Raw genomic sequence first — 21,826 nt, 5'->3', positions numbered from 1 at the left:
AGAGAAAGAGTGTCTGCAATTCTGTTAATTTTTCGTTAAAACAAAATCTTCTATCAAAAGATTTTAATTGAAAATTCGATAGAGTTATTCTAAAATCAAAGTATGGCACAGTTTCCAAAAAAACAGGTTTTAATCATAGACGCAACCCCAATGTTCAGGGAATTTTTAACAGAAAAACTTAACGAAGAAAAAATTGAGGTTGAAACTGCGCAGGGACACCGCGATGCCGTAATCAAAATGGCGAACGACCTGCCTGACCTGATTATTTTGGATATTGAAACTTCGATTGACGATATGCAGGAATTTTTGGATAAAAAAGCGTCAAATCCGAATACAGTCAAAATTCCAATGATTATTTCCGGTCCAAAAATCGAAAAGGAACGTGTTGCACAGCTTATTCATTACGGTGTTGCAAAATATTTTACAAAACCAATCAAATTCGACTTTTTTTTTGAATCAATCGGACAAATTTTGCGTTCTGCATTTACAATGGACATAACTCCGTGCGTGCTTGAAATTCACCTGAACAAAAACATTATTTTTATTGAAATTGCACAAGGGCTTAATCGCGAAAAAATGGCCCTCCTAAAATACAAGCTAACAGAACTTATGGACAAAAATCGTCTGGATTCTCCGAAAGTTATAGTAATGATGACAGGCCTTTCTCTGAGTTTTGTCGACGGCTCAAACCTTGAGCTCCTTTTTGATAATATTCTTGCAGACAAGAGAATTGAACGAAAAAACTTAAAAGTTCTTTCGCTAGACACTTTTGCAAAAGAATTCGTTGACGGACATACAGAATATTACGGTGTAGAGGTCGTTTCAAACTTAAACGAAGTTTTAAATTCGTTGGTTGAAAGCAGTTCAGAATCAACAGTTCAAGACATAATTTCAGATCAGATTTTAACATCAACAGGTTCAGAAGACGAAGGTTCTGTAGAAATGCGTTTTTATTCAGATACAGGAACTGCAGAACACGAAGAAGAACAAGACGGTATTCAGCCGTTTAAAATTGCAATTGTCGATGATGATGCAGTCGTCCGACAGCTGCTTTCGCTAAGTTTTAAATCTATAAATGCTGAATGTGATCTTTTCTCAAGCGGAACTGAATTTTTACAGGCTGCAAAAACAAATAATTACACTCTAATTATTCTTGATATTTTTATGCCAGGAATAAGCGGTTTTGATATTTTAAAAAACTTGCAGCAATTCAACATAAAAAGTCCGATAATCGTTTATTCACAGTCGGCACAGAGGGAACTTATTGTTCAGTCGCTTTCGCTCGGTGTAAAAACTTATATTGTAAAACCTCAAAAACCTGATTTTATAATTCAAAAAGCACTGGAAATCATAAATGGAAAATTCTAACTCTTTCAGTGCGATTGACGAAGCCAGCCGTTATCTTGCGAGCACACTTCACGAAATCCGAACACCAATCCAAACAATTATCGGCACGGTTGAACTTTTGCAAAACACAAGCATGGACGACGAACAGCGCGAATACATACGCCAAATTCAATTCAGCGCAGATGTTCTGCTCGACCTTGCAAACAATATTTTGGATTTTACAAAAATCCGTTCCGACCAGTTTAAGCTGGAGTCAGTTCCTTTTAACATTGTCGAACTTACGGAGCAGGTCGTAGATTTAATCAGCATCGAAGCGTTTAACCGCGGACTTGAAATTATTACGGACATTGATTTTTCAATTCCTTCGATAATTTGCGGCGATCCTGTCAGAATTCAGCAGATAATCTTAAATCTTTTAAAAAATGCTGTAAAATTCACAAATCACGGCTATATTCATCTTGAACTAAAAAAAGCGGCAAAAAATATTTTATTCACGATAAAAGATACTGGAATCGGCATAAAAAAAGAACAAAAAGAAAAAATCTTTACAAATTACTACCAGGGTGATATTTCTACTTACCGCAAATTCGGCGGAACAGGACTCGGACTTTCAATCAGCAAAAATCTTGTACATTTAATGAATGGCAGAATCGGCGTAAAGCCAAACAAAGACGAGGGGTCAATTTTTTGGTTTACACTGCCAATTGTAAAAAATCCTGGATTTGAAAATTTTGAACAAAGAGAAACAGTTTCCTCTCAAAAAAAATCTAAAATCTTAATAATTGACGATAACCAAAAAGCATCAAATTCACTTATAAAAATTCTAAATGCCGCAGGAATCTTTAATATTGAATCGACAACACAACCTCAAAACACAATTCAACTTATTTTAAACGCAGAAGCTCAAAAAAATCCATTTAATCTCGTTTTTATCGATATGATCATGCCAGCAATGGACGGCTGGCATTTAGCAAGCGAAATTCACAATGAAAAAAAAATAAAAAACACGCCAAAACTTTACCTTCTTGTACCAGAAGGCCAAATGAAAGGCGAAGCAAAAATGAAAATGCTCAACTGGTTTGAAGGATACCTTTACAAGCCATTAAAGCGAAGAAAAGTATTTGAGCTTTTAAAGGAAAGTACAGTCAAAAAAAATAACAACATTGTTGAACTGGAACTTGCAAACGACGACATGATTATGACTCTTGATCCGGTTGATGATTCATCTGTTGCAAAAAACAAAAGAGTTCTCGTTGCAGAAGACCATCCTGTAAACAGCAAGTTAATCGAAACTTTTTTGCGGAATTTTGGAGCAGATGTTTTTTTAGCAGAAGACGGGCAGCAGGCAGTTGAACAGATTAAACAAAATCCAAACATTGAAATAATTTTTATGGACATTCAAATGCCTGTAAAAAATGGAGTTGAAGCCACTATCGAACTCCGAAAATCCGGCTACAAAGGAATTATCATCGCGTGTACGGCAAATAACGACTCAAACGATTTTGAAACATACAAAAAAAGTGGCATAAACGACATTCTTGTAAAGCCGTTCAAAAGCAACACAATCCGCACTATTCTCGAAAATTGGATTCCAATTATAGATTTGCCTGTTTTAAAATCTGTAACAACCCTCGAACCAGAAATTTCTGCAAAAAAAACGGCATGGGACAAAGAAGATTTTTTGGACACTACAGGCGGTGATATTGCGTCTGCAATCGAAGTATTAAAAATTTTTGCAAAACAGACAAACCGACTTTTAAAAGAAGCGGAAATGGCTGTTGAAGCAAAAGATTTTGAAAAATTACGCGCACTGGGTCATTCTCTAAAAGGCAGTTCTGGCACGGTAAGCGCAAAATTGCTTGCAGAATACGCTTCCAGACTAAATCTTACGGCAAAAACAAATGACATCGCAAGCTGCAGATTCAATCTGGAAGAATTTAAGCATGAATATGTCCGCTTTAAAAAACTTGTAGCAAAATTCATAAGAGAAGAACAGGCAGTAAAAAAATGAAAGATTTTTTTGATTTAAGAAAAGATTCAAAGCCATTAAAAGTAAATTTTCACACACATTCCACATTTTGCGACGGAAAAAACACACCGGAAGAAAATGTCATTTCTGCCATAAAAAAAGGTTTTAAGATTTTAGGTTTTTCGAGCCATTCAACCTGGCCGTTTTCTTTTGGCGACAGCATAAAAAAAGATGAATTTGAAAAATACACTCAAGAAATCAACTCTCTAAAACAAAAATATGCGGATCAAATAGAAATTTTCTGTGGTTTTGAAGCAGACTATATTCCGCCTTTTTGCAAACCGGATTTTGACGCTTATAAAAAATTTTCTCCCGACTTTTTAATCGGTTCTATTCATTATCTGTACAATGGTGAAAACTCTCCAGAAAAAACCATGCCTGTCGACTGGAGCGCAGAAAAACTTTTTGAAGGAATAAAAAACGTTTACTCAGGCAATGCAAAAAAAATGATCTGCCATTATTTTAAATCAGAGCGAAAAATGCTTTCGGAATGTAATTTTTCGGTAATCGGCCACGCAGACTTAGTCCGCAAATTCAACCAGAAAAATCCATTTTTTAACGAAAATGAAGGCTGGTACAAAAACGAACTTAAAGAAACTGCAAAATCCATAAGCCATGCTGGAGTTATCTGCGAAATAAATACAGGCGCAATAAGCCGCGGATTTTTAACACTTCCATACCCGTCAGAATATTTTTTAACGCTTTTGCACGAACAAAACGTCCCGATAATGGTCAACTCGGATTCGCATGCCGCCGAAACGCTAGATTGCGCATTTGAAGAAGCTGTTGCTCTTGCAAAAAAAATCGGGTACACAGAGCTTGCATACCCGAAAAATAAAAATATAATCACATATAAGATTTAGCGATTCTGTCTTTCGTTGCGGCTCTGACAGTTAATGCACATAAAAGCGTAAGGAATCGCTTCGAGTCTTTCTTCAGGAATTTCTTTCTTACAAACTAGGCAACGGCCATAAGTTCCCTGTTTAATGCGATCAAGCGCATTATTTATCATTTGCAGGCGGTTTGAATCCTGAGCGCCAAGCGATTCAAGCAAACGACCATCTACAACATCAGAAGCAACATCAACTTCATCTCCAGACTCTCCGCCTTCGACAATTTTTTTGTAATCTTCATTTTGTGCAGCAAGAGATCCAAGAATCGTATTTTTCTGCTCAATTAATTTTTCTTTCATTTTTTCAACAAATGTTTTTTCCATATCCGTCTCCCGTTGACAAGATTTTTTATAAGTAGATAATAAATATAATAAAGAACTAACAAAAAGGCAAACTTTTTTTGGAGGAAATGTGGCTAAAGAAGAAGCTATAGAAGTTGAAGGAATTGTAAAAGAGGCGCTGCCAAACACAATGTTCCGCGTTGAGCTTAAAAACGGCGGACATATCATCATGGCACATCTTTCAGGCAAAATGCGCAAACACTACATTAAGATTGTTCCAGGAGACAGCGTAAAAGTTGCACTCTCTCCATACGACCTGAACCGCGGACGCATAATTTTCCGCGAACGCTAGTCAAAACTGTCGATTGCAAAAAAAAGGTCATTTCGGTTTTTAACCGCTCAATGGCCTTTTTTTTCTATTCTGTAAATCTAAATCTACAAAGCTATTTTTTATTTTGTCTTTCTCGCAAAAATTCCTTTAAGGCTTTTTGTCATTCCAGAAAGCCCCTTTACGATTCCTGCAATACATAAAATAGGACCAATAGGAATTATAAAAAAACTAAATCTCATAAAATACATGCTCAAAAGCAAAATTGCCGCATTTTTCAAAAGTTGCCCGAACCATTCGGCGCGAGTGTATTTTTTTTCTTCATATTTATAATAATATGTGCGGTTTTGACCGTTTTGCGAATTCTCGTTTTTCCAGCCATATTGCGCCCACTGCCAAAACGGATCGTCCTGATAAGACTGACCGCCATAAGAACTTTGCTGCCCCCAAGGATTGTATTGCTGATTATACGACTGCTGAGACTGAGCACCAAAAGCACTAAAACTGTCATAATTACGGCGCTTAGTTTCATCACCTAAAACATCGTAAGCAGCGCTTATATTCTTGAATTTTTCTTCGGCTTCTTTATTACCTGGATTCCGGTCAGGATGATATTTCATAGCAAGTTTTCTGTAAGCCGACTTTATTTCGTCCTGAGACGCATCTTTAGAAACTCCCAATGCTGCGTATAAATCTTCCAATACTACTTCCTTAAGTTTTTACTTCTTTTATTATAAAACGTTCTGCAATTAAAATAATCAAAATTCCCCACAGTTACAAGTAAAAACAGTTTTTTAAAACTTACTTTAACAAAGCCCAGGTTGCTCCAGAACCGCCATGATTTCTGTCGTTGTGTCCGCTCACACCCAAATGTTTATTCTGCTCAATAAAAGTCCGCACCATTGCGCCCAAAACAGGATCCGTTCCGTGGCTGTGGATTCCCTTTCCGTGAACAATTTCAATCTTTTTTATTCCGCGCCTAAGGCAATCGTTTACAAAAGCTTCAAGCTTTGCCCAGGCTTCGTCCCGGGTAAAGCCATGCAGATCAATTCTTGCTTCAGGACGCATAGATTTTAAGTAATTGCGATTTTCCATTTTTGACGCTTCTTCGCTTTCTTCGTTCAAACGGTCTTTATCAACAGTTCCATAACGGCGCAGCCAAAGTTCCATTGGATTAACTGTTTTTTTTGAATCCGCAAGCATCCGGCCTTCCAAAGTTTTTTTGCTTTTTTGAGCGGCAAGTTTTTTTTCTTCGGGAGTCGGCGCATTTGCTTTTTTATGGCTAACCTGAACCGCAGGCCTTTTTGCAGCAGATTTTTCTTTTTTTTGAGTTTCCGCCCATTGTGTCAAAATATCACCAAAATCCATTTTTTCCTCCAATAAATTTTTATCGGGCGGCTTTTTGCATAGCAAAAATCAGGCTATCCGTGGTTCCGGCGTTCGCCTTCATTGCTCCACAAAGTTCCGCAACGGCCTACGCCGCCACTCCTATCCTTGCCGCTTTTCAGTAAATTATTTTATTTCAAAGACAAGCTCTTTTTTTACCCAGCCGTTTATTTCCGACGATTCTATATAAAAATAATCGCTTGTTTTTTCTAAAATTCTTACACGGATTCCACCGTAAAAATTCTGAACGCCAGAACTTGTTTCTTCCGGCACAGGACTTATGCTTCCTCCAGCAAAAATTCCATATTTTTTAAAAACTTGAGTTCCTTTATAAAAACTCACAACAAATGCCAAAATCATGCAGAACGCAAGCATAATTGCAATTCTTTTTCGTTTTAAAACAATAAAAATCACCATCAAAACCAGCAAAACTATTCCGCACACAGCAAATAATTCTACAAAAGGCTTTTTTATTTCATTTTCGTTATTTGAAAGCGAAAACTTCTTTTCAAGCTGTTCGCGTTCCAATTTTTCTTTTCCAGAAAACAAAGAATTTCGTTCAAAACTGCGCAATTCCACAATTTTTTTGCAATCTTCAATTCCAATTTTCTTTTTTGTAAAACCGCCAGCAGTGTTTTTTGGCTCAGAAAATGCCGAATTAAATAGTTTTTTGTCGATTATTTTGTTTTCAGAGTTTTCAACTTTTAGAGAAGCCGGCAAAACCGTTAAAACTACATTCGGAATTTTTACAGTGCGCTGGCTTCCATTGTAAGCAATCGCAGTCAAAGCAAATTCCGGCAAATCGTATTCTCCTTCAACAAGCGGCTTCCACCGGAATTTTGCGACAGGAAGGCTTTTGTCCGAAAAATTTCTTCCGACAGATTTTCCACTAACATATTCAGAAGTTTCTATTTCTTCAAAAATTGAATTTTTCGGCAATTTCCAGTCAAAGGAAATTATCTGAGAAAAATACTTCAAATTCAATTCAAAAATAATTTCTTCTCCTGCCCTTGCAGTAAATTTTTTCGAATCTCCAAGAATTCTGTCAAATTTTGCCCCGGAAACAAATTCAACAAAAGCCTGAGGATTTATCAAATCTGGATTTTCAAAAACAGTTATATCATCAAACGGAATATAATAAGTTCTAAAACCAATAATTACGATTAAAGGCGGAAGCCTAACAGGACCTGTATTCTTAAAAGAAAACCAAAGGTGAACAGCAGTTCCACGAATTCCTGTTTCTCCAATAAATTCTTCTTTTTTTGAAGAAACAAGCTGGACTCCTTCCGGCAATTGCGGCAAATCGGTCTGAACGTTAGAAGGCTCAACTTCAGGAATTTTCAGCGTAAAACCGTTTTCGTATACCGTAAAAATCGACGAATTGTCCGCCTTTACTTTTAATGTGCGGATAAAAGCAGGTGACGGAGTTTTTGCATAAAGAGAGGCAAAAATCAAAAAAAATACAAAAACTAATAATCCACGACTGACGAATCTTTTTTGTTTGACTGAAGTTTTTGCCATCGTTCTTTTTCCTCCTGCTGAATAAGATTAAAAACGGCATTTTCCATTGAATTATTGTTTTTTTCAACATTGACAGAAGTCATTTCTTTTTCTGCCGACTTTGAATTTCGAGTCTCCAGCTGCTGCTGAATAAATTCCAGGTTGATTTTTGCATTCAAATTTGAAGAATCCGCAAGAACCGCTTTTTTAAAATATTCCCTTGCAAGCGAAAAATCTCCGCGGCGGTTTGCAATAATTCCGGCATTATAAAAAGCTGAACTCTTGAGTTTTTCATCTGCTTCTGGCGAAACCTGTTCAAGCCTGATTAAAGCGGCATCGAGCTCGTCCTGCATGATGTATGTTGAAGCAAGATTGTAAGCGCAATACTCTGCAAGAATTTTATCTTCTGAAAGTTTTGAATTGTTATACGAACGCAAAAAATTCGCCGTCGCCGTCTGATATTTTTTTTGATACCAGTTAAAAACTCCGTTCAAAACTGAAAATTTTTCGGACTTACAAGAGGTAAAAAACGGAAGAACCGCAAAAACCGCAAGAACAGCCGTTTTTTTTGACGATTTAGAACCAAAAAGAAAATTCAAATCAAGCTCGGAAACTATAAAGGAAAAAATAAAAAATACAATCGACAGAAAAATAAACAGCTTGTGATGCGAAATCTTTTGAATTTCAAAAGACTCTCCAGACATTTTTTTTCCAGAAAGCTGATTTAGCAAAACGTAGGCAGAACCTTCAGAATCGGCAGCAACATAAGAAATCGAATTGTCTGGACTAAGACGGTGCCGTGGCAAAAGTGATTTTTTATTGGCAGCAGAAGCGGCATCTATCATTTTTTCAGCATTTAAAAAAGTTTTTACTTTTGTAGCGCCATCTCCTGCAAGAATTTCAACTGGACGCGCAGTTCCAAAACCAACCAAAGTAACAGGGATTCCAAACCTTGCAGCATCGTCAAGAGCAAATGACAGTGAGCCGTCAGTTTCATCTCCGTCAGTAAAAACCCAGACATGAGCGTTCTGACTCATATTTTTTGGAAAAGACTGCATTGCAGAAGAAATTCCTTTTCCGATTGAAGAACCGGCAGCCGTCATTAAAGTTGGAGAAAGGCTTTCTAAAATAGAATCAACGCTTGTCCTGTCATCTGTCAAAGGAACGGCAATAATTCCATCGCCTTTTGCAAGAACCACGCTCACAGATGTTCCATTCATTTTTTCAAGAAGTTTCCAGGCATATTGTTTTGACGCTTCAAGTCTCGTCAAACCTCCAGGAGCGTCTTTTGCATTCATGCTCCAGGAAATATCAAAAACAAAGGCAACCGCATCTCCAGTTTTTTGAACTGCGACAGAGTTTGTTCCCCAGAAAATTCCTGCAAAAGCAAAAACTGCAAATGCACAGGCAAAAAAACGCAGAATAGTCCGCAAAATTATCGAAATTTTAAAACGGCGGAAAGATTTATTTTTTTGGAAATTATTCATCAAATTTGCAACACCCAAACTTTTTGCCACTTTTTTGTAGCGGAACAAATCATAAGCGGAGAAAACAAATAAAATCAACAAAATAAAAAAAGCGTACGGTCTTTGAATGTCCAGCATAAAACTCCTCGATTAAGTTTTAAATTTCTTTCAATAAAATTCGGCGGATAAACCACGCTGCAAAAAAAACAATCGCTGAAAAAATCAAAAAATATGAATAAAGCTGCCTGTTTGAAGATTTATAGTGAAAAGCCTGCAAAACATTCTGTTTCCGGCTGACAGAATTAAGAGCCTCCGCAAAAGAGGCAGTCGATTCTATTCCAAAATACGTTCCGCCGCCGGCAAGAGCAATTTCCTCAAGGGAAGACGAATCAAATTCAGAATCGTAATAGCCGGAATGAACTTTGCCAGTTTTTGGATCAACATATTCAATTGGAACTGTTCCTTTTGTTCCTATTCCAAAAGCGTAGACTGTAATTCCATTTTGGGCAGCAAGATTTGCCGCTGTGTCAGGATGAATTGAACCTGCGTTATTTTCACCGTCGGTTATTAAAACAACGCATTTTTTTGGAGCAGAAGAAGCTATAAGATGGTAAACGGCACTGCTTAAACCGATTCCAAGAGCAGTTCCTTCTCCCAGCCCGCCTGTAACAAGAGAATCCAGACGGCGCAAAAAAAGCTCATGGTCAACAGTCGGCGGAACAATCGCAGCGGCCTCGCTTGCCATGGCAACAAGTCCAAAAGCGGCGCCTCTGTTGTTGTTTACAAGAGTGCGGATTCCCTGTTTTGCAGCGTCAAGACGGGTCATATTTGCAATATCGCGGGCTGACATTGAAGGGCTCGTATCAAGCACAAAAAGAATATCTGCGCCCTTAGAAGTATAAATTTTTTCCTGTTTTTGAATTACAGGGTCGGCAAAAGCACAGACAAGGCTTGCATAACCTGCCGCGCACAAAAAAACAGAAAGCGCGTTAAAAAAAACAGAAACTTTTCCTTTCCAGACAAAACTTTTTCCTTTCCAATCCGCAAAAACAACTGGAAAAGAAATTTTTTTGAAAATTTTAAGCTGGCGGAGAATAAAAAGAGCAGGAACCGCCGCCAAAAATAAAAAAGCAGTCGGGTTTTCAAACACTGGCATTCTTATCATTTGATTCATTCTCCAGTTCAAAAGTAAAAAAATTTATGGCGCTAAGACAGCGGTTTACAAGAATTTCGCGTTCTCCGTCAGCAAGCACCGCTTCGTAAAGAGAAGCTGGCTTTTTAAACGAATCGACAGAACCTTTTGCAAAGCGAATATAATCACATCTTCCAAAAACTTCCACAATGTCGCTCACAGCAGAACTTTGCGCTTCTGAAAGTGAACCGCAGGCTATTTTTTCAAATTTTTCGTAAAAATGTTCACATGTCATTGACAAAAAACATTCGTCAAACCGGCCGCACAGATATTTTCTGACGGTAAGCGTAAGCTGAGAGCAAAATTCTTCATCATCTTTTTTTTCTTTGAGAAGCTTGTTCAACTGCCTTTGCGAATTTTTATAAAGTTTTTTGATTTTTCGCTGTTCTCCAGCAAGAATAAAAAACGCTAAAAAATACGGCAGTTTAAAAATAAAAAATACGGCAATTCCGGCACAAACAAAAAAAATTACCGCAAGAATAATCAATAAAAAAGAAGTTCCTGGAACAACGAGAGGACCTGCCGGAGGCCTAAGAGAAACAGCCCCGATTTTTTCGGCAAGTGAATTTACAGAAACAGGGGCAAAATCTACAGGAAAAGCCGCAACGGAGCGTTCTTTTTTTTGCGAAGCGCGAACCAGATTCGCCAAATCGAATGAAGAAAAATCAATTACGCCAGTCTGCCACGGAATAAAAAAAACTGTGAGCGTGTATTCAAAACCGATGTGCTCCAAAACGACCCGATAAACCAGACATTTTTCCGACATTTTATTAAAAACAGGCCAGCCAGTCAAAAGATCGAGAGTTTTTATGTCAGTTCCGGAAATTTTATTTTCAAAAAGATCAACATCGGTATGAAAAACATATTTTAATTCACATCTGTCGCCAACATAAATATTTTTCGGCATAAGAATCTGCACCGCGCCGTTTGAACTTGAATTTTTTGAAACAAGATTCTGGGCAAAGCAAAATGAGCCGGACAAAACAAAACAAAACAGCAAAAGAAAAACTTTTTTCATCTTTCTCTCCGGCTGCAAAAAAACTTATTCAAAACATAGGCAGGGTCATCCGCAGTCGATAAAATTACAGGGCTTGCTCCGTGCCTCAGACAGAATTCTTTCCAACTGTCCAGACGGCGGCGATTGTCTTCAAGCCAGGCATTTTTAAAGGCTTTTAAAGATGTCGGAAATTTTCTTGTAACACCGCTTTCAATGTCAGAAAAAAAAGCTGTTCCGATTTCTGGTAATTCGCTGTCCAAAGAATCCGTAATCCGCATTGCGACAACGTCATTTTTTTCTGCAAGCCTTGCAAGGTTTTCCTGCCAAAGAGATGAACGGAAATCCGAAATTACAAAAACCAGAGAACGTTTTTTTAAAAGTTTATGGGCACCTTTTAGCGCAGATCCAAGAACAGAACCTCTTTCAATTTTTTCCTCCGCTTCATCAAGCCTGCTCAAAATCATCATTGCCTGATCCCGCCCAGTTTTTGCCTTTGTGCTGAATCTTATTTTTCCGTCAAAAAAAACAGCCCCAATCGAAGAATTATTTTGCAAACAGGCAAGAACCAAGAGCGCGGCAGCTTCCGAAGCAACCTGAATCCGAGTTTTTTTATTTGTTCCAGAAAACATCGAAAGAGAACGGTCCAAAACAAAAAACACCTGAAGCTCACGGTCTTCTTCGTATAATTTTACAAAAGGATGTCCCATTCTTGCTGTAACGTTCCAGTCAATTGAACGAACGTTATCTCCGGCGTTGTATTCGCGAACTCCGTAAAAATCAATTCCTTGACCACGGTAAAGCGACTTAAAACCGCCAAGACGCAGATTGTCGGCAAGAGTTTTTGCAGACAATTTTAAAAGAGAAGCTTTCTGTACAAGTCTGTTTGAATTTTCGTCAAAAATTTTCAGCATCGGACAGCCTTAAAAAATTCAACTATGGAACAGGAACAAACGTCAAGATTTTTGAAATAATTTCGTCGGCAGTTATTCCATCGGCGGCAGCTTCGTAAGAAAGAACAAGCCTGTGCCTTAAAACTTCGCAGGCGGCATTTTTTACGTCTTCCGGCAAAACAAAAGAACGTCCGGCAAACAAGGCTTTTACTTTTGAACACTGCAAAAGAGCAATTCCAGAACGAGGCGAAGCGCCAAAAGAAATATATTTTGAAAAGTCAGTGCGCCGTCCAGTATTAAGGCTGCGCGTTACCGAAACAATGTTTACCATATACTCGATAATTTTGTCAGCGCAGACAACTTTTTCAAAAGCCGACTGCAAGTCTTTTATTTTTTGAGCGGAAAGCACTTTTTTTACGGCGACTTCTCCCGCTTTTCCGGCAGTTTTTACGATTTGAATTTCTTCCTGAGGAGTCGGATAAGAAACCAGAACTTTTAGCAAAAAACGGTCAAGTTCAGCTTCCGGCAAATTATAAGTTCCTTCCTGCTCAATCGGGTTTTGAGTTGCAAGAACTAAAAATGGCTGAGGAAGAGGGTAAGTTTTTTCACCAATCGTAACCTGTTTTTCCGCCATAGCTTCAAGCAACGCCGACTGAACTTTTGCAGGAGCGCGGTTAATTTCATCGGCAAGCACAATGTTTGTAAAAACAGGACCTTTTCTGACAGAAAAATTTCCAGTGTTCTGTTCGTAAATCAAAGTTCCGCTTACATCCGCAGGCAAAAGATCCGGAGTAAACTGAATGCGCTTAAAATCAAGCCCAGAAAGTTCAGCAAAAGTTTTTACGGCAAGTGTTTTTGCAAGACCAGGAACACCTTCCAAAAGAATATGTCCGCCTGTAATTATTGCAGTAAGGATTGCATCAATTACCTGTCCCTGCCCAACAAGCCGTTTTGCGGCTTCTGTCCGGCACTCTTCCAAAATCTTACGGCAGTTTTCAAAAATTACCGAATCCTGAATACTTTCGCCGTTGCCACCTTGTCCGTTAAATTCCGTATCTTCAAAACCAGTTAAAGTTGAATTTATATTATTTTTATCCATTTTATAGCCTGAAAATTGTATATTTATGCAGTTTTTATGCATATCCAATTGACGCACGTACTTTATAGCGATAATATACTTTATCATGTTGAACCCTTTAGCACAAGAATTGAACAATGTTCTTAAAAACACAACTCCAGGCGAGTTGCTTTCAGACTTAGGATTACGGATTTTCTTCCCGAAAGGCATTATTGCTCAGGGAGGAGAAGCAAAAAAATTCGGAAAAGTTGCAAATGCAACAATCGGAACAACGCTAACAGGCGGAAAACCGGCAATTCTCGAAGCTGTGCATAAATATGCGCCAGAGCTTTCTGCCGGAGAATTGGTTTCGTATATGCCGACCGCTGGCAATCCGGAGCTTCGTGCACTTTGGAAAGATTTAATCTACAAAAAAAATCCAGGGCTCAAAGGAAAATCAATTTCCATGCCAGTTGTAGTTCCGGGACTAACAGCAGGCCTTTCCTATCTTGCAGACCTTTTTCTTGACGAAGACAAACCTCTTCTTTCGCCAAACCCAAGCTGGGACAATTATGCGCTCATTGTAGAAACACGCAGAAATTCACAGCTCCACACATTCAATCTTTTTTCAGGCGATGGATTCGACCTTGACTCGTTCAAAAAAGCAGTAGAAAAAGAAGCAGAAACAGGCTTTGTCCGCTTACTTTTAAACTTTCCGCAAAATCCAAGCGGCTATTCACCTACAAACGCAGAAGCAGCTCAGATTGTAAAAATAATCCGCGATATTGCAGAAAAAGGCGCAAAAGTTCTTATTTGGGACGATGATGCATATTTTGGACTAAACTACGAAAACGACATTTATCCGCAGTCTCTTTTTGCAGAATTTGCAGACTTGCACGAAAATGTTCTTGCTGTAAAAATCGACGGACCAACAAAAGAAGACTTTGTCTGGGGATTCCGCACAGGATTTTTAACATTTGGAGGAAAAGGCTTAACAGACGGACACTACGCTGCGCTCGAAAAAAAACTTATGGGTTTGATCCGTTCTTCCGTAAGCTGCTCGTCAACACCAAGCCAAAGCCTTGCTCTGCGTGCATTCAGCGATCCAGCGCTCGAAATTCAGAAAAAGAATTTTCGAAAACTTCTCGAAGAACGCTATGAAGAAGTAAAAAAATTCGTGACATCGCATACAAGCAAAAATCTTGAAGCCCTGCCGTTCAATTCAGGATATTTTATGAGTTTTCATACAAAAGTCGATGCTGAACAGCTGCGCCAGAAAATTCTGCACGAAAAACAGATTGGAACAGTTGCAATTGATTCAGAAACACTCAGAGTCGCATTCTCCAGCCTTGAAAAAGAACAGGTTGAAACAGTATATAAAGCTATTTACGAATGCGCCGACAATATGTAAATCAATTTTATAAAAACACAAAAAGACGTCAGAAAATCTGGCGTCTTTTTTATTTGGCGGCAATCTGCTCACAATCTTAAAATTGCGCCGTCAGCCTGTCATACGGTTTATAAAAAATATGCCGCTTTGTTAAATCGTTGATTTTTTTCTATTCTTGAATATTTATAAATATAAAAAAATGCGGTATACTCAAATAATGACTGGATTTTTGAGGACTTATTTTTTTGCGGCGATTTTTATTTTTTGCGGACTTTTTTTTGGATGCAAGATACAAGACAATTCGCCAGACACTTTTATAATTTGGACTGACCGCGAAGAATTTGTTTCTTACAGTGAACTTTTTAATTCGATTCAAGACAAGACAAAAGCTGTAATAGTTTACAAAAAACGTCTCGCAAGTTCACTTCCCCCTGCAAAAGATGAAGAAAAACCGGATTTAATCGCAGGCTCATGGCTCAAAAACGACAGCACACGCAAACTTTTTAGGCCTCTCGATTCACTTTTAAGCAAAGACAGCATCGATATTTCTACACTTTACGCGCCTCTCGTTGAATACGGCAAAGTTTTTGACAGCCAATATCTTCTTCCTGTCAGTTTTAACCTTCCGCTTTTTGTCTTTTCTTCCAAAAACGAAGATAAAATTCCAAATCAATATTCGCTTTCTCTTGAGCAGATAAAAGAACTTGCCGGAGACTTTAATGCAGTGAACAAAAAAGGTTTCTATACAAAAATGGGTTTTGCCCCTTCCTGGGACGATGAATTTTTGTACGAAGTCGCTAAAAAATTCGGTCCATGTTTTAAGCAAAAAGGAAACGGTTTTATCTGGGACGAAAAAAAACTTTCAGAAGCTGTTGAATATATCAGAGCCTGGACTAAAGAAAAAAACTCAAGCACAACGGCAGAGCAAGATTTTGAATTCAAATACCTCTACACACCAAAATACAGACAAATTGCCGAAGGCAGAACGCTTTTTAGCTACATAACGAGCAACGAACTTTTTAAAATTTCTTTTGAACAGCTTGGCGAAATTGATTTCCGATGGCTTTCGATAAACGGCTTTATTCCTGCAAAAGACGATATTGTTTCTATGGCAGTTTACAAACACGCAAAAAATCCAAGGCAGGCTGAAAATTTTATCCGCTGGTTTTTCCAAGAAAAAAATCAAAAGCTTTTGCTAGAACGCTCTGCAAAAATGCATCTGGACACGGCGACTTTTGGAATTGTGTCTGGCTTTTCGACAATAAAAGGTGTAAACGAGCGCATTTTCCCAACTTTTTACAGAAATTTGCTCGGAAACTTGCCGGCAGAAGAAAAAATTGCAGCGCCACAGGCTTTTCCGCCACGATGGCAAAGCATAAAAGAGCGCGTAATTTTTCCTTATTTGAACAATGCAATAAAAACAGACAGCGACAAAAAAAATCTTACGATGGAATCGCTTTTAAATACATGGTCAAAGCAATTTGACTAAAACTGAAGTTTTAATCTTGACTTTTTACGGGAGCGCAAAATTATGAGCGAAACTTTTATTTCTCAGGACGAACTAAACAGACTTTTACAGGCAGAACGTTCTAAAATAAAAAATATAAGAAAACCAAAATTTAAGTCATCTCAAATCTTGGAAAATTTTGAAAAAAACAGCAAATTGTTTTCGGACAGATTAAAAATTGAACAGATTTCTGTAACTCAGGAAGAAGTTGACAACGTTCTAGGAAAAAAACGCTAAAAAATCCACGTCTTTTTTCTGACATTTGCACAAAATGCCAGAAAAAATATATCAGCCTCTAAACTAAATTTTTATTTTTCCGAAAATTTACTAGAGGTTGAGTTATGGTCAATTCTATTTCATTAAATGCTTATTCATACGGCAGAATTTTAAGCGGCAGCTCAGGAAAACTCTATGTTCCTGTAAATCCTGCTTCCGTTATTTATTCTCAATTTGACCATATTTCTGGAGTTGCTTCTTCAATCCCAGAACACGGCGTTTCTGTAAGCAAAATTCAGATTTTAAACTCTCTTTTAAACCAGCTTATCTCCATGAAAAGCCAGCCAAAAGCAGAATTTTCCGACAATTTAAATTTGAGCGATGGCCAAATGGAAAGCCTTATTCAAAATTATCAGTCGCAGATTCAAAACGAAATCGAAAAATCCCATATGACAGGCTACGGACTTGCAGGAGTGCAGCCTCAGACAGGACAACTTCTCGATTTGACGGCATAATTCTAGTTATTTGCAAACTTTTTCTGGTAAAAAATACTGTCCATCCACTCAAAGCGCTGCTCGCACCAGTCCGTAAGATATTTTACTTCGCTTTTATAAGTTTTTCTGTCGCGGTATCCGGGCGCACGTGGCCAGATCGCGCTTCCAATTATGTGCCATACGCTGTCGTTTAATTCTCCGGCAGAATTTAAAAGCTCGCCCTGCTCCTTGAGCCAGTCAATCGAAGATTTTAATTCAAGCCGGGTTTCGAGCCAACGTTTTTCTACCGCATTTACAAAATCTGCATCGTTAAAAAGGCGATGATACCAAGACGACTGATTTATCAAAAAACCTTCTTCGTTGGACGGCATTGTCGAATTTTTAGAAAAATCAAAAACCTTGAACATTTGAATCCACGCGCTGTTGCTTACGAGAGAGTTATAAGAATTGCTTCCTGTAGAACTTTCGCCGCTGTTTCCAAACGCAATATCATGATCCCAGGCAGGCCCCATAAAAAGTTTGTCCTGACTGTAGTCATAATTCATAAAGACCGAGTTATAGAACTTTGCATCATAATTTTTCGAAAACTCAGAAAGAAGATACCAGTCAACAAACGAATCCATATCAAAATATTTTTTGTACCCGTCTTCTTTTAACCAGTTTTCGCTATAAAGAATATTTTCGAGTTCGTTTATTTTTTCCGCCCATTTTTTGTAGTTTTCTTCGGTTGACTTGGGAGAGCGGATATGAAACCTTAAGCCTGTCGGGCTTGAAAAAGAATATGGACGGCCGCCGTGGCTGTCGATTTCGGCAAGAAAACCTTCACCCTCGAATTCAACGCGGCTTTTTTCAACTTCAACTTTTTCCGTAACCGAATAAAGTCCGCGGTATTTGCCATTTATAAAGAGGGTTATAAATTTTGACTGCGGATTCCACCGCATTTTGTCCCAGACATTGTGAGTAAGATGCTCGGCATAAAAATTTCGCAGCATTGAGCGGTCGCAGGAGTTTGCCATCAAAATCCATTTTCGGGCGCCCGGCATTCCCAAAAGATTTGCCTCACGGTCAAGTTTTAAAAGATACGGTTTTTTATTTGTAAAAGTTGTTTTCCAGGTTGAATTTCCGTGTCCACGAACCTTGCATTTTCCTGTAAGAACGACAGAAGGATCCGTTAAAGTAAATTCGCCTTTTACATAATCTTCTTTGCTTGTAATTTCTTTCTTTTTGTTTGTAGAAAGCTCGAGTATCGGAAGACCAAGTTTTTTGCAACTTTCAAAAGTAACTTCCCGTTCAGAAGAAAGCAAAAATGCTAAAACACAGCCAAACGAAAGCAGAACAAATAAAAAAACAAAGCCAGCCGAATATCTTTTTATTCCATTAAAAACGCTCATATTTTCTTTTTTTTCAGATAAATCTAGTAAGTTACTTCGCCGTCGTGCGCAAGAATTGTTGAAGAAACAACATTTTCGAGAGCGGCAACTTCCTGTAAAAGAGCAGAATCGTCAGAAGCGCGGATTTCTACAACAAGGTTGATTTTTCCATTAGAAAGAGCGCGGCTTTTTACTGCAAAAGTTTTGCAATATTTTTGAACTAGCGCCATTATGCTTTTTTCGAGTTCGTAACTATTGCCGCTTACCATTAAAATTTTTGGAGCTTTTGCAACAGGAAGCCTGTCCAAAACAAAAAGAGCAACTGTCAAAATAAACGCAAGCACGCACGAAATTTGAGCAAGACCTGCGCCACAGATAATTCCTGTAGAAATCGCCCAAAACAGAAAAACCAAATCCATTGGATCTTTTATTGCAGTTCTAAAGCGGACAATAGAAAGAGCGCCGACCATACCTAAAGAAATTACAACGCTCGACTGAATCGTCAAAATTACACCGGCAGTAATCAATACAAGAGCAGGAAGCGCAATGTTAAACGACTTTGAATAAAAGGTTCGGCGCGTCAAAAGCCTGTAAGCGAAGAAAATATAAAGCGCAAAAACAGACGCAATCAAAAAAACTATGATGATGTTTTCCGGAGTCGCATCGTATCTTGTAAATCCCTGAATGAATGATTTTTTGAAAATATCCTTAAATCCCATAAAAGCTACCGTCCTTTTTTATGTTTTTATAATTTTAAAAATTTTAAGCCATTCCGTTAATGTCAAATTTTCTGCAAAGGTAGAATTTTGAAAAACTCGTCCATTGCAAAAGGCTCGTCTGACACGCCTCGTTTATAAAATCCGGCAAAAATTCGTCGAATTTTACTTCCATCATATTAGTTCCGACCGGTAGAACCGGTCTGAACGCTGCCTGCGGATTAAAAAAATCTTCTATGTTGCTTGAACTGCGAAGGTTCCTGTCAAAAGTTACACGAACATTTCCGTCCGGATAAACAAAAGGAACTCTCTCGTAAGCAACAATTACAACAGGCCTCAATGCACGAAAATGCATCTGGGAAATCAATTTTTTTAATAGATATGGAGTTTCGGCCGTAAAATCTGGAATTTGGCCGGCCATAATTTGTTCAAGGGTTTTTAGCGGAACAGGACACGACGTTTTAAGGCACATTCCATTTACTTTTTGCTTTAATTCCAAAGCAATACGCTCTTTTGAACAGTTGTAAATTCTAATTCTGAATTTTTCGCGAGGATCTGTTCCGTTTTCGTTTTCTAAAAAGCAAGTGCCGTAAATATCATCAAAATAAATGCTTCGAATTGCATATTCGCCTGCTTCTCCAGTATTTTTATCCAGGCTTAACAACGCTCCCATCCGCTGTTCTATCGCAGAAAGAACCATTTCAGGAGAAAAATATTTAAACTCGTGTCTGAATTTAGGCATTGCCGCAAGTCCTTAAAAACTACCGAACAATCGGTAACTTATGTATAAAGTATAAAGAAATGTTTTCTGAGTGTAAACCGATTTACTTATAAAAATTTGAAATAAGTTTAAATAATTAAATATTTAACCTAAAGAACCAAAGATTTTTTTTAAGCAATACTTAGCCCGTGCTGGAGCAACGCCAAAGGCGGCCCGAAGCGGCTGAGGGTTACCGAATTGCGGAAGGACGGTTTGAGAGCTATCTCGCTCCAAAGTTTTAAATAAAAAAAACGAGATGCTTTTTTAACTGCATCCCGTTTTTGCACGTTTTTGCGATTTTTAGTTTTTAGCTCCACAAAAGCCAAAGAACGACTGCCGAGGCTGTTGTTGTAATAATTGTAAAACTTCCTCCGACTTTTAGCCATTTTGCAAATGACATTGGATAGCCTTCGTTTTTGACGATTCCCATGGCCACAACATTTGCGCTTGCTCCAAAAGGAGTGAGGTTTCCGCCAAGACAAGAGCCAACGAGCAATGCAAACATAAAAAGGTCGGCTCCCATTCCTAGTCCGGCGCCCATCTGCTGAGCGACAGGAAGCATAACCATAATGTAAGGAACGTTGTCCACAAATCCAGAAATCAAAATGCTCACTGCAAGAATTACAACAAAGCCCAAAAATTTACTTCCGCCGCAGAAGTGAACAAGAAAATTTGCAAATTCTTTTAAAAGCCCTACTCCGCTGATTGCTCCAACGACAACGAAAATTCCCATCAGAAAGAAAATTGTTTCCCAGTCAAGCTCCTTTATCAAAGTCCAGACTTCGCTTTTGGTCTTTTTCTGTTTTGCAGAATACCACAAAACTCCTATTGCCGCCAAAATTATTACAAAAAGCCCGGAAGAAAGGTTCATTATGCATTCAGGAACAATTTTTGCAAGGGAAGAACCTGCAAAAGAAAGAGCCGCAAGCCCGAAAATCATGACAAGCATTAAAGCGGCAGGAAAGGCTGAGAGAACAGGCTCGCTTTGAACAGCAGATTTGTCCTTTAAATGCGCAAACACCATATAGAAGAAAATACAGCCTGCAAGAAGTCCTGTCTGAACAACAAAGAATATGGAAAGTTTTCCTTCGTGAATAAAAAAGTCGTTAAAATTGTAATTTGCAACCGCGGCAAAAATCATGCTCGGAGGATCGCCTACAAGGGTTGCTGTTCCTTCGAGATTTGACATAACAGCGAGACCGACCATAAACATTGTCGGGTTCATTTTTAATTTTTTGCAGAGACTCAGCGCAATTGGAGCCATAACAAGAACAGTCGCAACGTTTTCGACAAAAATCGAAATAATTCCGGTCATTGCAAGGATAAGGACAATCGCAACTCCTGTCGAAGGCGCAATGGAAACAAGCCAGTCGGCAATTTTTGCAGGAACTTTTGAATACAAGAAAAGCGCCGCGATCGTCATTGCGCCGACATAAATCATAAGAACGTTCCAGTTAATCAAGGTACCGAAAGCGTTTGTCAAAGCAAAAAGACGTGAAACATGTCCTTCTGCAGAACCAAAAATAGCGCCCGGAAAAATCATTCCGAGCACAATGCATAAAATTCCGGCAAATGTCGTAAACCACACTTTTTTGTCCTGAAAGACGATTACAAGCGCGTACATTAAGACGGCAAGTGCCAAAATAACCCATTTTAGTTCCATAAAAAAACCTCAATAAAAAAGTGGAATTATTTTAGCAAATTAAGGCGACATGGAAAAGCAAAAAAAAACGGTTAAGCAAAGATGCAAAAAAAATGAGGAAACTGCGCGTTTTTAGAGAAAAACTTAGCCCGGATCGCCACGGAAAGACCGGACGAGCGGAGCGAAGGAGGACTTGCAGCAAGAGCCGGTTTGACAAGAAAATGAGCTCCGAATTTCCAAGAATTTTACCCGGTATTTTGCTCAATTTTGCCCAATAATAAAAAATAATTAACGACAAAATCGCAATTATTGTCATTGAATTCACGGCTCAAAAATACTATAATGCGTTTAAGTTAGATTTTTTT

At 38.3% G+C, this 21,826-nt stretch carries 21 protein-coding genes; 8 read left to right on the top strand and 13 right to left on the bottom strand.

Features of this window, described 5'->3' with window-relative positions; translation table 11 throughout:
* Positions 1-102 precede the first annotated feature (102 nt).
* From B4N75_RS00295 to B4N75_RS00285, 3 genes are read left to right on the top strand one after another with little or no spacing between them, the layout of a single operon-like run.
* Entirely contained in the window at positions 103-1,368 is a 1,266-nt protein-coding gene (locus B4N75_RS00295; RefSeq protein ID WP_296023474.1) for a response regulator, read from the top strand.
* Positions 1,355-3,358: a response regulator gene (locus tag B4N75_RS00290; protein ID WP_296669198.1), complete on the top strand. Its 2,004-nt coding sequence runs from the start codon at positions 1,355-1,357 to the stop codon at positions 3,356-3,358. Before B4N75_RS00295 ends, B4N75_RS00290 begins: the two co-directional genes overlap by 14 nt.
* Entirely contained in the window at positions 3,355-4,239 is an 885-nt protein-coding gene (locus B4N75_RS00285) for a histidinol-phosphatase (protein WP_296669197.1), read from the top strand. The genes B4N75_RS00290 and B4N75_RS00285 overlap by 4 nt, the downstream gene beginning before the upstream one ends.
* Here the strand turns inward: B4N75_RS00285 and B4N75_RS00280 are convergent.
* Positions 4,236-4,592, bottom strand: a complete 357-nt coding sequence (locus tag B4N75_RS00280; RefSeq protein WP_296023488.1) for a TraR/DksA family transcriptional regulator — start codon at positions 4,590-4,592, stop codon at positions 4,236-4,238. The genes B4N75_RS00285 and B4N75_RS00280 overlap by 4 nt on opposite strands.
* 88 nt (positions 4,593-4,680) lie before the next feature.
* Here B4N75_RS00280 and infA point away from each other — a divergent pair, with 88 nt between their 5' ends.
* Positions 4,681-4,902, top strand: coding sequence for a translation initiation factor IF-1 (gene infA / locus B4N75_RS00275; RefSeq protein ID WP_296023493.1), 222 nt, complete (start codon positions 4,681-4,683; stop codon positions 4,900-4,902).
* A 98-nt stretch (positions 4,903-5,000) separates the two neighbouring features.
* Here infA and B4N75_RS09240 read toward each other — a convergent pair whose 3' ends face one another.
* The 8 genes from B4N75_RS09240 to B4N75_RS00235 form a co-directional block, all read right to left on the bottom strand.
* Positions 5,001-5,579, bottom strand: a complete 579-nt coding sequence (locus B4N75_RS09240; protein WP_414717816.1) for a DnaJ domain-containing protein — start codon at positions 5,577-5,579, stop codon at positions 5,001-5,003.
* A 100-nt stretch (positions 5,580-5,679) separates the two neighbouring features.
* Positions 5,680-6,246, bottom strand: coding sequence for a Smr/MutS family protein (locus B4N75_RS00265; RefSeq protein WP_296706249.1), 567 nt, complete (start codon positions 6,244-6,246; stop codon positions 5,680-5,682).
* Between the two features lie 144 nt (positions 6,247-6,390).
* Positions 6,391-7,785: a hypothetical protein gene (locus B4N75_RS00260; protein WP_296706247.1), complete on the bottom strand. Its 1,395-nt coding sequence runs from the start codon at positions 7,783-7,785 to the stop codon at positions 6,391-6,393.
* The gene (locus B4N75_RS00255; RefSeq protein ID WP_296706246.1) at positions 7,734-9,251 is read right to left on the bottom strand and encodes a VWA domain-containing protein; all 1,518 of its coding nucleotides are present in this window, start codon (positions 9,249-9,251) and stop codon (positions 7,734-7,736) included. Before B4N75_RS00255 ends, B4N75_RS00260 begins: the two co-directional genes overlap by 52 nt.
* A gap of 136 nt (positions 9,252-9,387) precedes the next feature.
* The gene (locus B4N75_RS00250; protein ID WP_296706244.1) at positions 9,388-10,395 is read right to left on the bottom strand and encodes a VWA domain-containing protein; all 1,008 of its coding nucleotides are present in this window, start codon (positions 10,393-10,395) and stop codon (positions 9,388-9,390) included.
* A complete protein-coding gene (locus B4N75_RS00245; protein ID WP_296706242.1) occupies positions 10,373-11,440 on the bottom strand; it encodes a hypothetical protein in 1,068 nt (355 codons plus the stop codon). Before B4N75_RS00245 ends, B4N75_RS00250 begins: the two co-directional genes overlap by 23 nt.
* Positions 11,437-12,330 carry a DUF58 domain-containing protein gene (locus tag B4N75_RS00240; RefSeq protein ID WP_296669185.1) on the bottom strand — a complete coding sequence of 298 codons (894 nt, stop codon included), beginning with the start codon at positions 12,328-12,330 and terminating at the stop codon, positions 11,437-11,439. The genes B4N75_RS00245 and B4N75_RS00240 overlap by 4 nt, the downstream gene beginning before the upstream one ends.
* Before the next feature lie 22 nt (positions 12,331-12,352).
* Positions 12,353-13,408, bottom strand: a complete 1,056-nt coding sequence (locus B4N75_RS00235) for an AAA family ATPase (RefSeq protein WP_296023512.1) — start codon at positions 13,406-13,408, stop codon at positions 12,353-12,355.
* 85 nt (positions 13,409-13,493) lie between these two features.
* On the opposite strand from B4N75_RS00235, the gene B4N75_RS00230 reads away from it, so the two are divergent.
* The 4 genes from B4N75_RS00230 (at position 13,494) to B4N75_RS00215 (ending at position 16,994) form a co-directional block, all read left to right on the top strand.
* Entirely contained in the window at positions 13,494-14,777 is a 1,284-nt protein-coding gene (locus tag B4N75_RS00230; protein ID WP_296023515.1) for an aminotransferase class I/II-fold pyridoxal phosphate-dependent enzyme, read from the top strand.
* 196 nt (positions 14,778-14,973) lie between these two features.
* Entirely contained in the window at positions 14,974-16,245 is a 1,272-nt protein-coding gene (locus tag B4N75_RS00225) for an extracellular solute-binding protein (protein WP_296669182.1), read from the top strand.
* A 42-nt stretch (positions 16,246-16,287) separates the two neighbouring features.
* Positions 16,288-16,500, top strand: a complete 213-nt coding sequence (locus B4N75_RS00220) for a hypothetical protein (protein ID WP_296669180.1) — start codon at positions 16,288-16,290, stop codon at positions 16,498-16,500.
* Between the two features lie 104 nt (positions 16,501-16,604).
* A complete protein-coding gene (locus B4N75_RS00215) occupies positions 16,605-16,994 on the top strand; it encodes a hypothetical protein (protein ID WP_296669179.1) in 390 nt (129 codons plus the stop codon).
* Positions 16,995-16,996: 2 nt separating this feature from the next.
* Here B4N75_RS00215 and B4N75_RS00210 read toward each other — a convergent pair whose 3' ends face one another.
* The 4 genes from B4N75_RS00210 to B4N75_RS00195 all read right to left on the bottom strand — a co-directional run bounded on the left by B4N75_RS00210 (position 16,997) and on the right by B4N75_RS00195 (position 21,482).
* On the bottom strand, positions 16,997-18,364 hold the full coding sequence (locus B4N75_RS00210) for a CotH kinase family protein (protein ID WP_296669176.1): 1,368 nt from the start codon (positions 18,362-18,364) through the stop codon (positions 16,997-16,999).
* Positions 18,365-18,387: 23 nt separating this feature from the next.
* Positions 18,388-19,062, bottom strand: a complete 675-nt coding sequence (locus tag B4N75_RS00205; protein WP_296669175.1) for a DUF4956 domain-containing protein — start codon at positions 19,060-19,062, stop codon at positions 18,388-18,390.
* Positions 19,063-19,105: 43 nt separating this feature from the next.
* Positions 19,106-19,801, bottom strand: a complete 696-nt coding sequence (locus B4N75_RS00200; RefSeq protein WP_296669173.1) for a polyphosphate polymerase domain-containing protein — start codon at positions 19,799-19,801, stop codon at positions 19,106-19,108.
* Positions 19,802-20,126: 325 nt separating this feature from the next.
* Complete coding sequence (locus tag B4N75_RS00195; RefSeq protein WP_296706240.1) at positions 20,127-21,482, bottom strand: SLC13 family permease; 1,356 nt, start codon at positions 21,480-21,482, stop codon at positions 20,127-20,129.
* Positions 21,483-21,826: the final 344 nt, after the last annotated feature.

It is taken from the genome of Treponema sp. UBA7570 (assembly GCA_002477955.1).
Lineage (GTDB): Bacteria > Spirochaetota > Spirochaetia > Treponematales > Treponemataceae > Treponema_D.
This window is presented reverse-complemented; position numbering and strand designations above follow the sequence as displayed.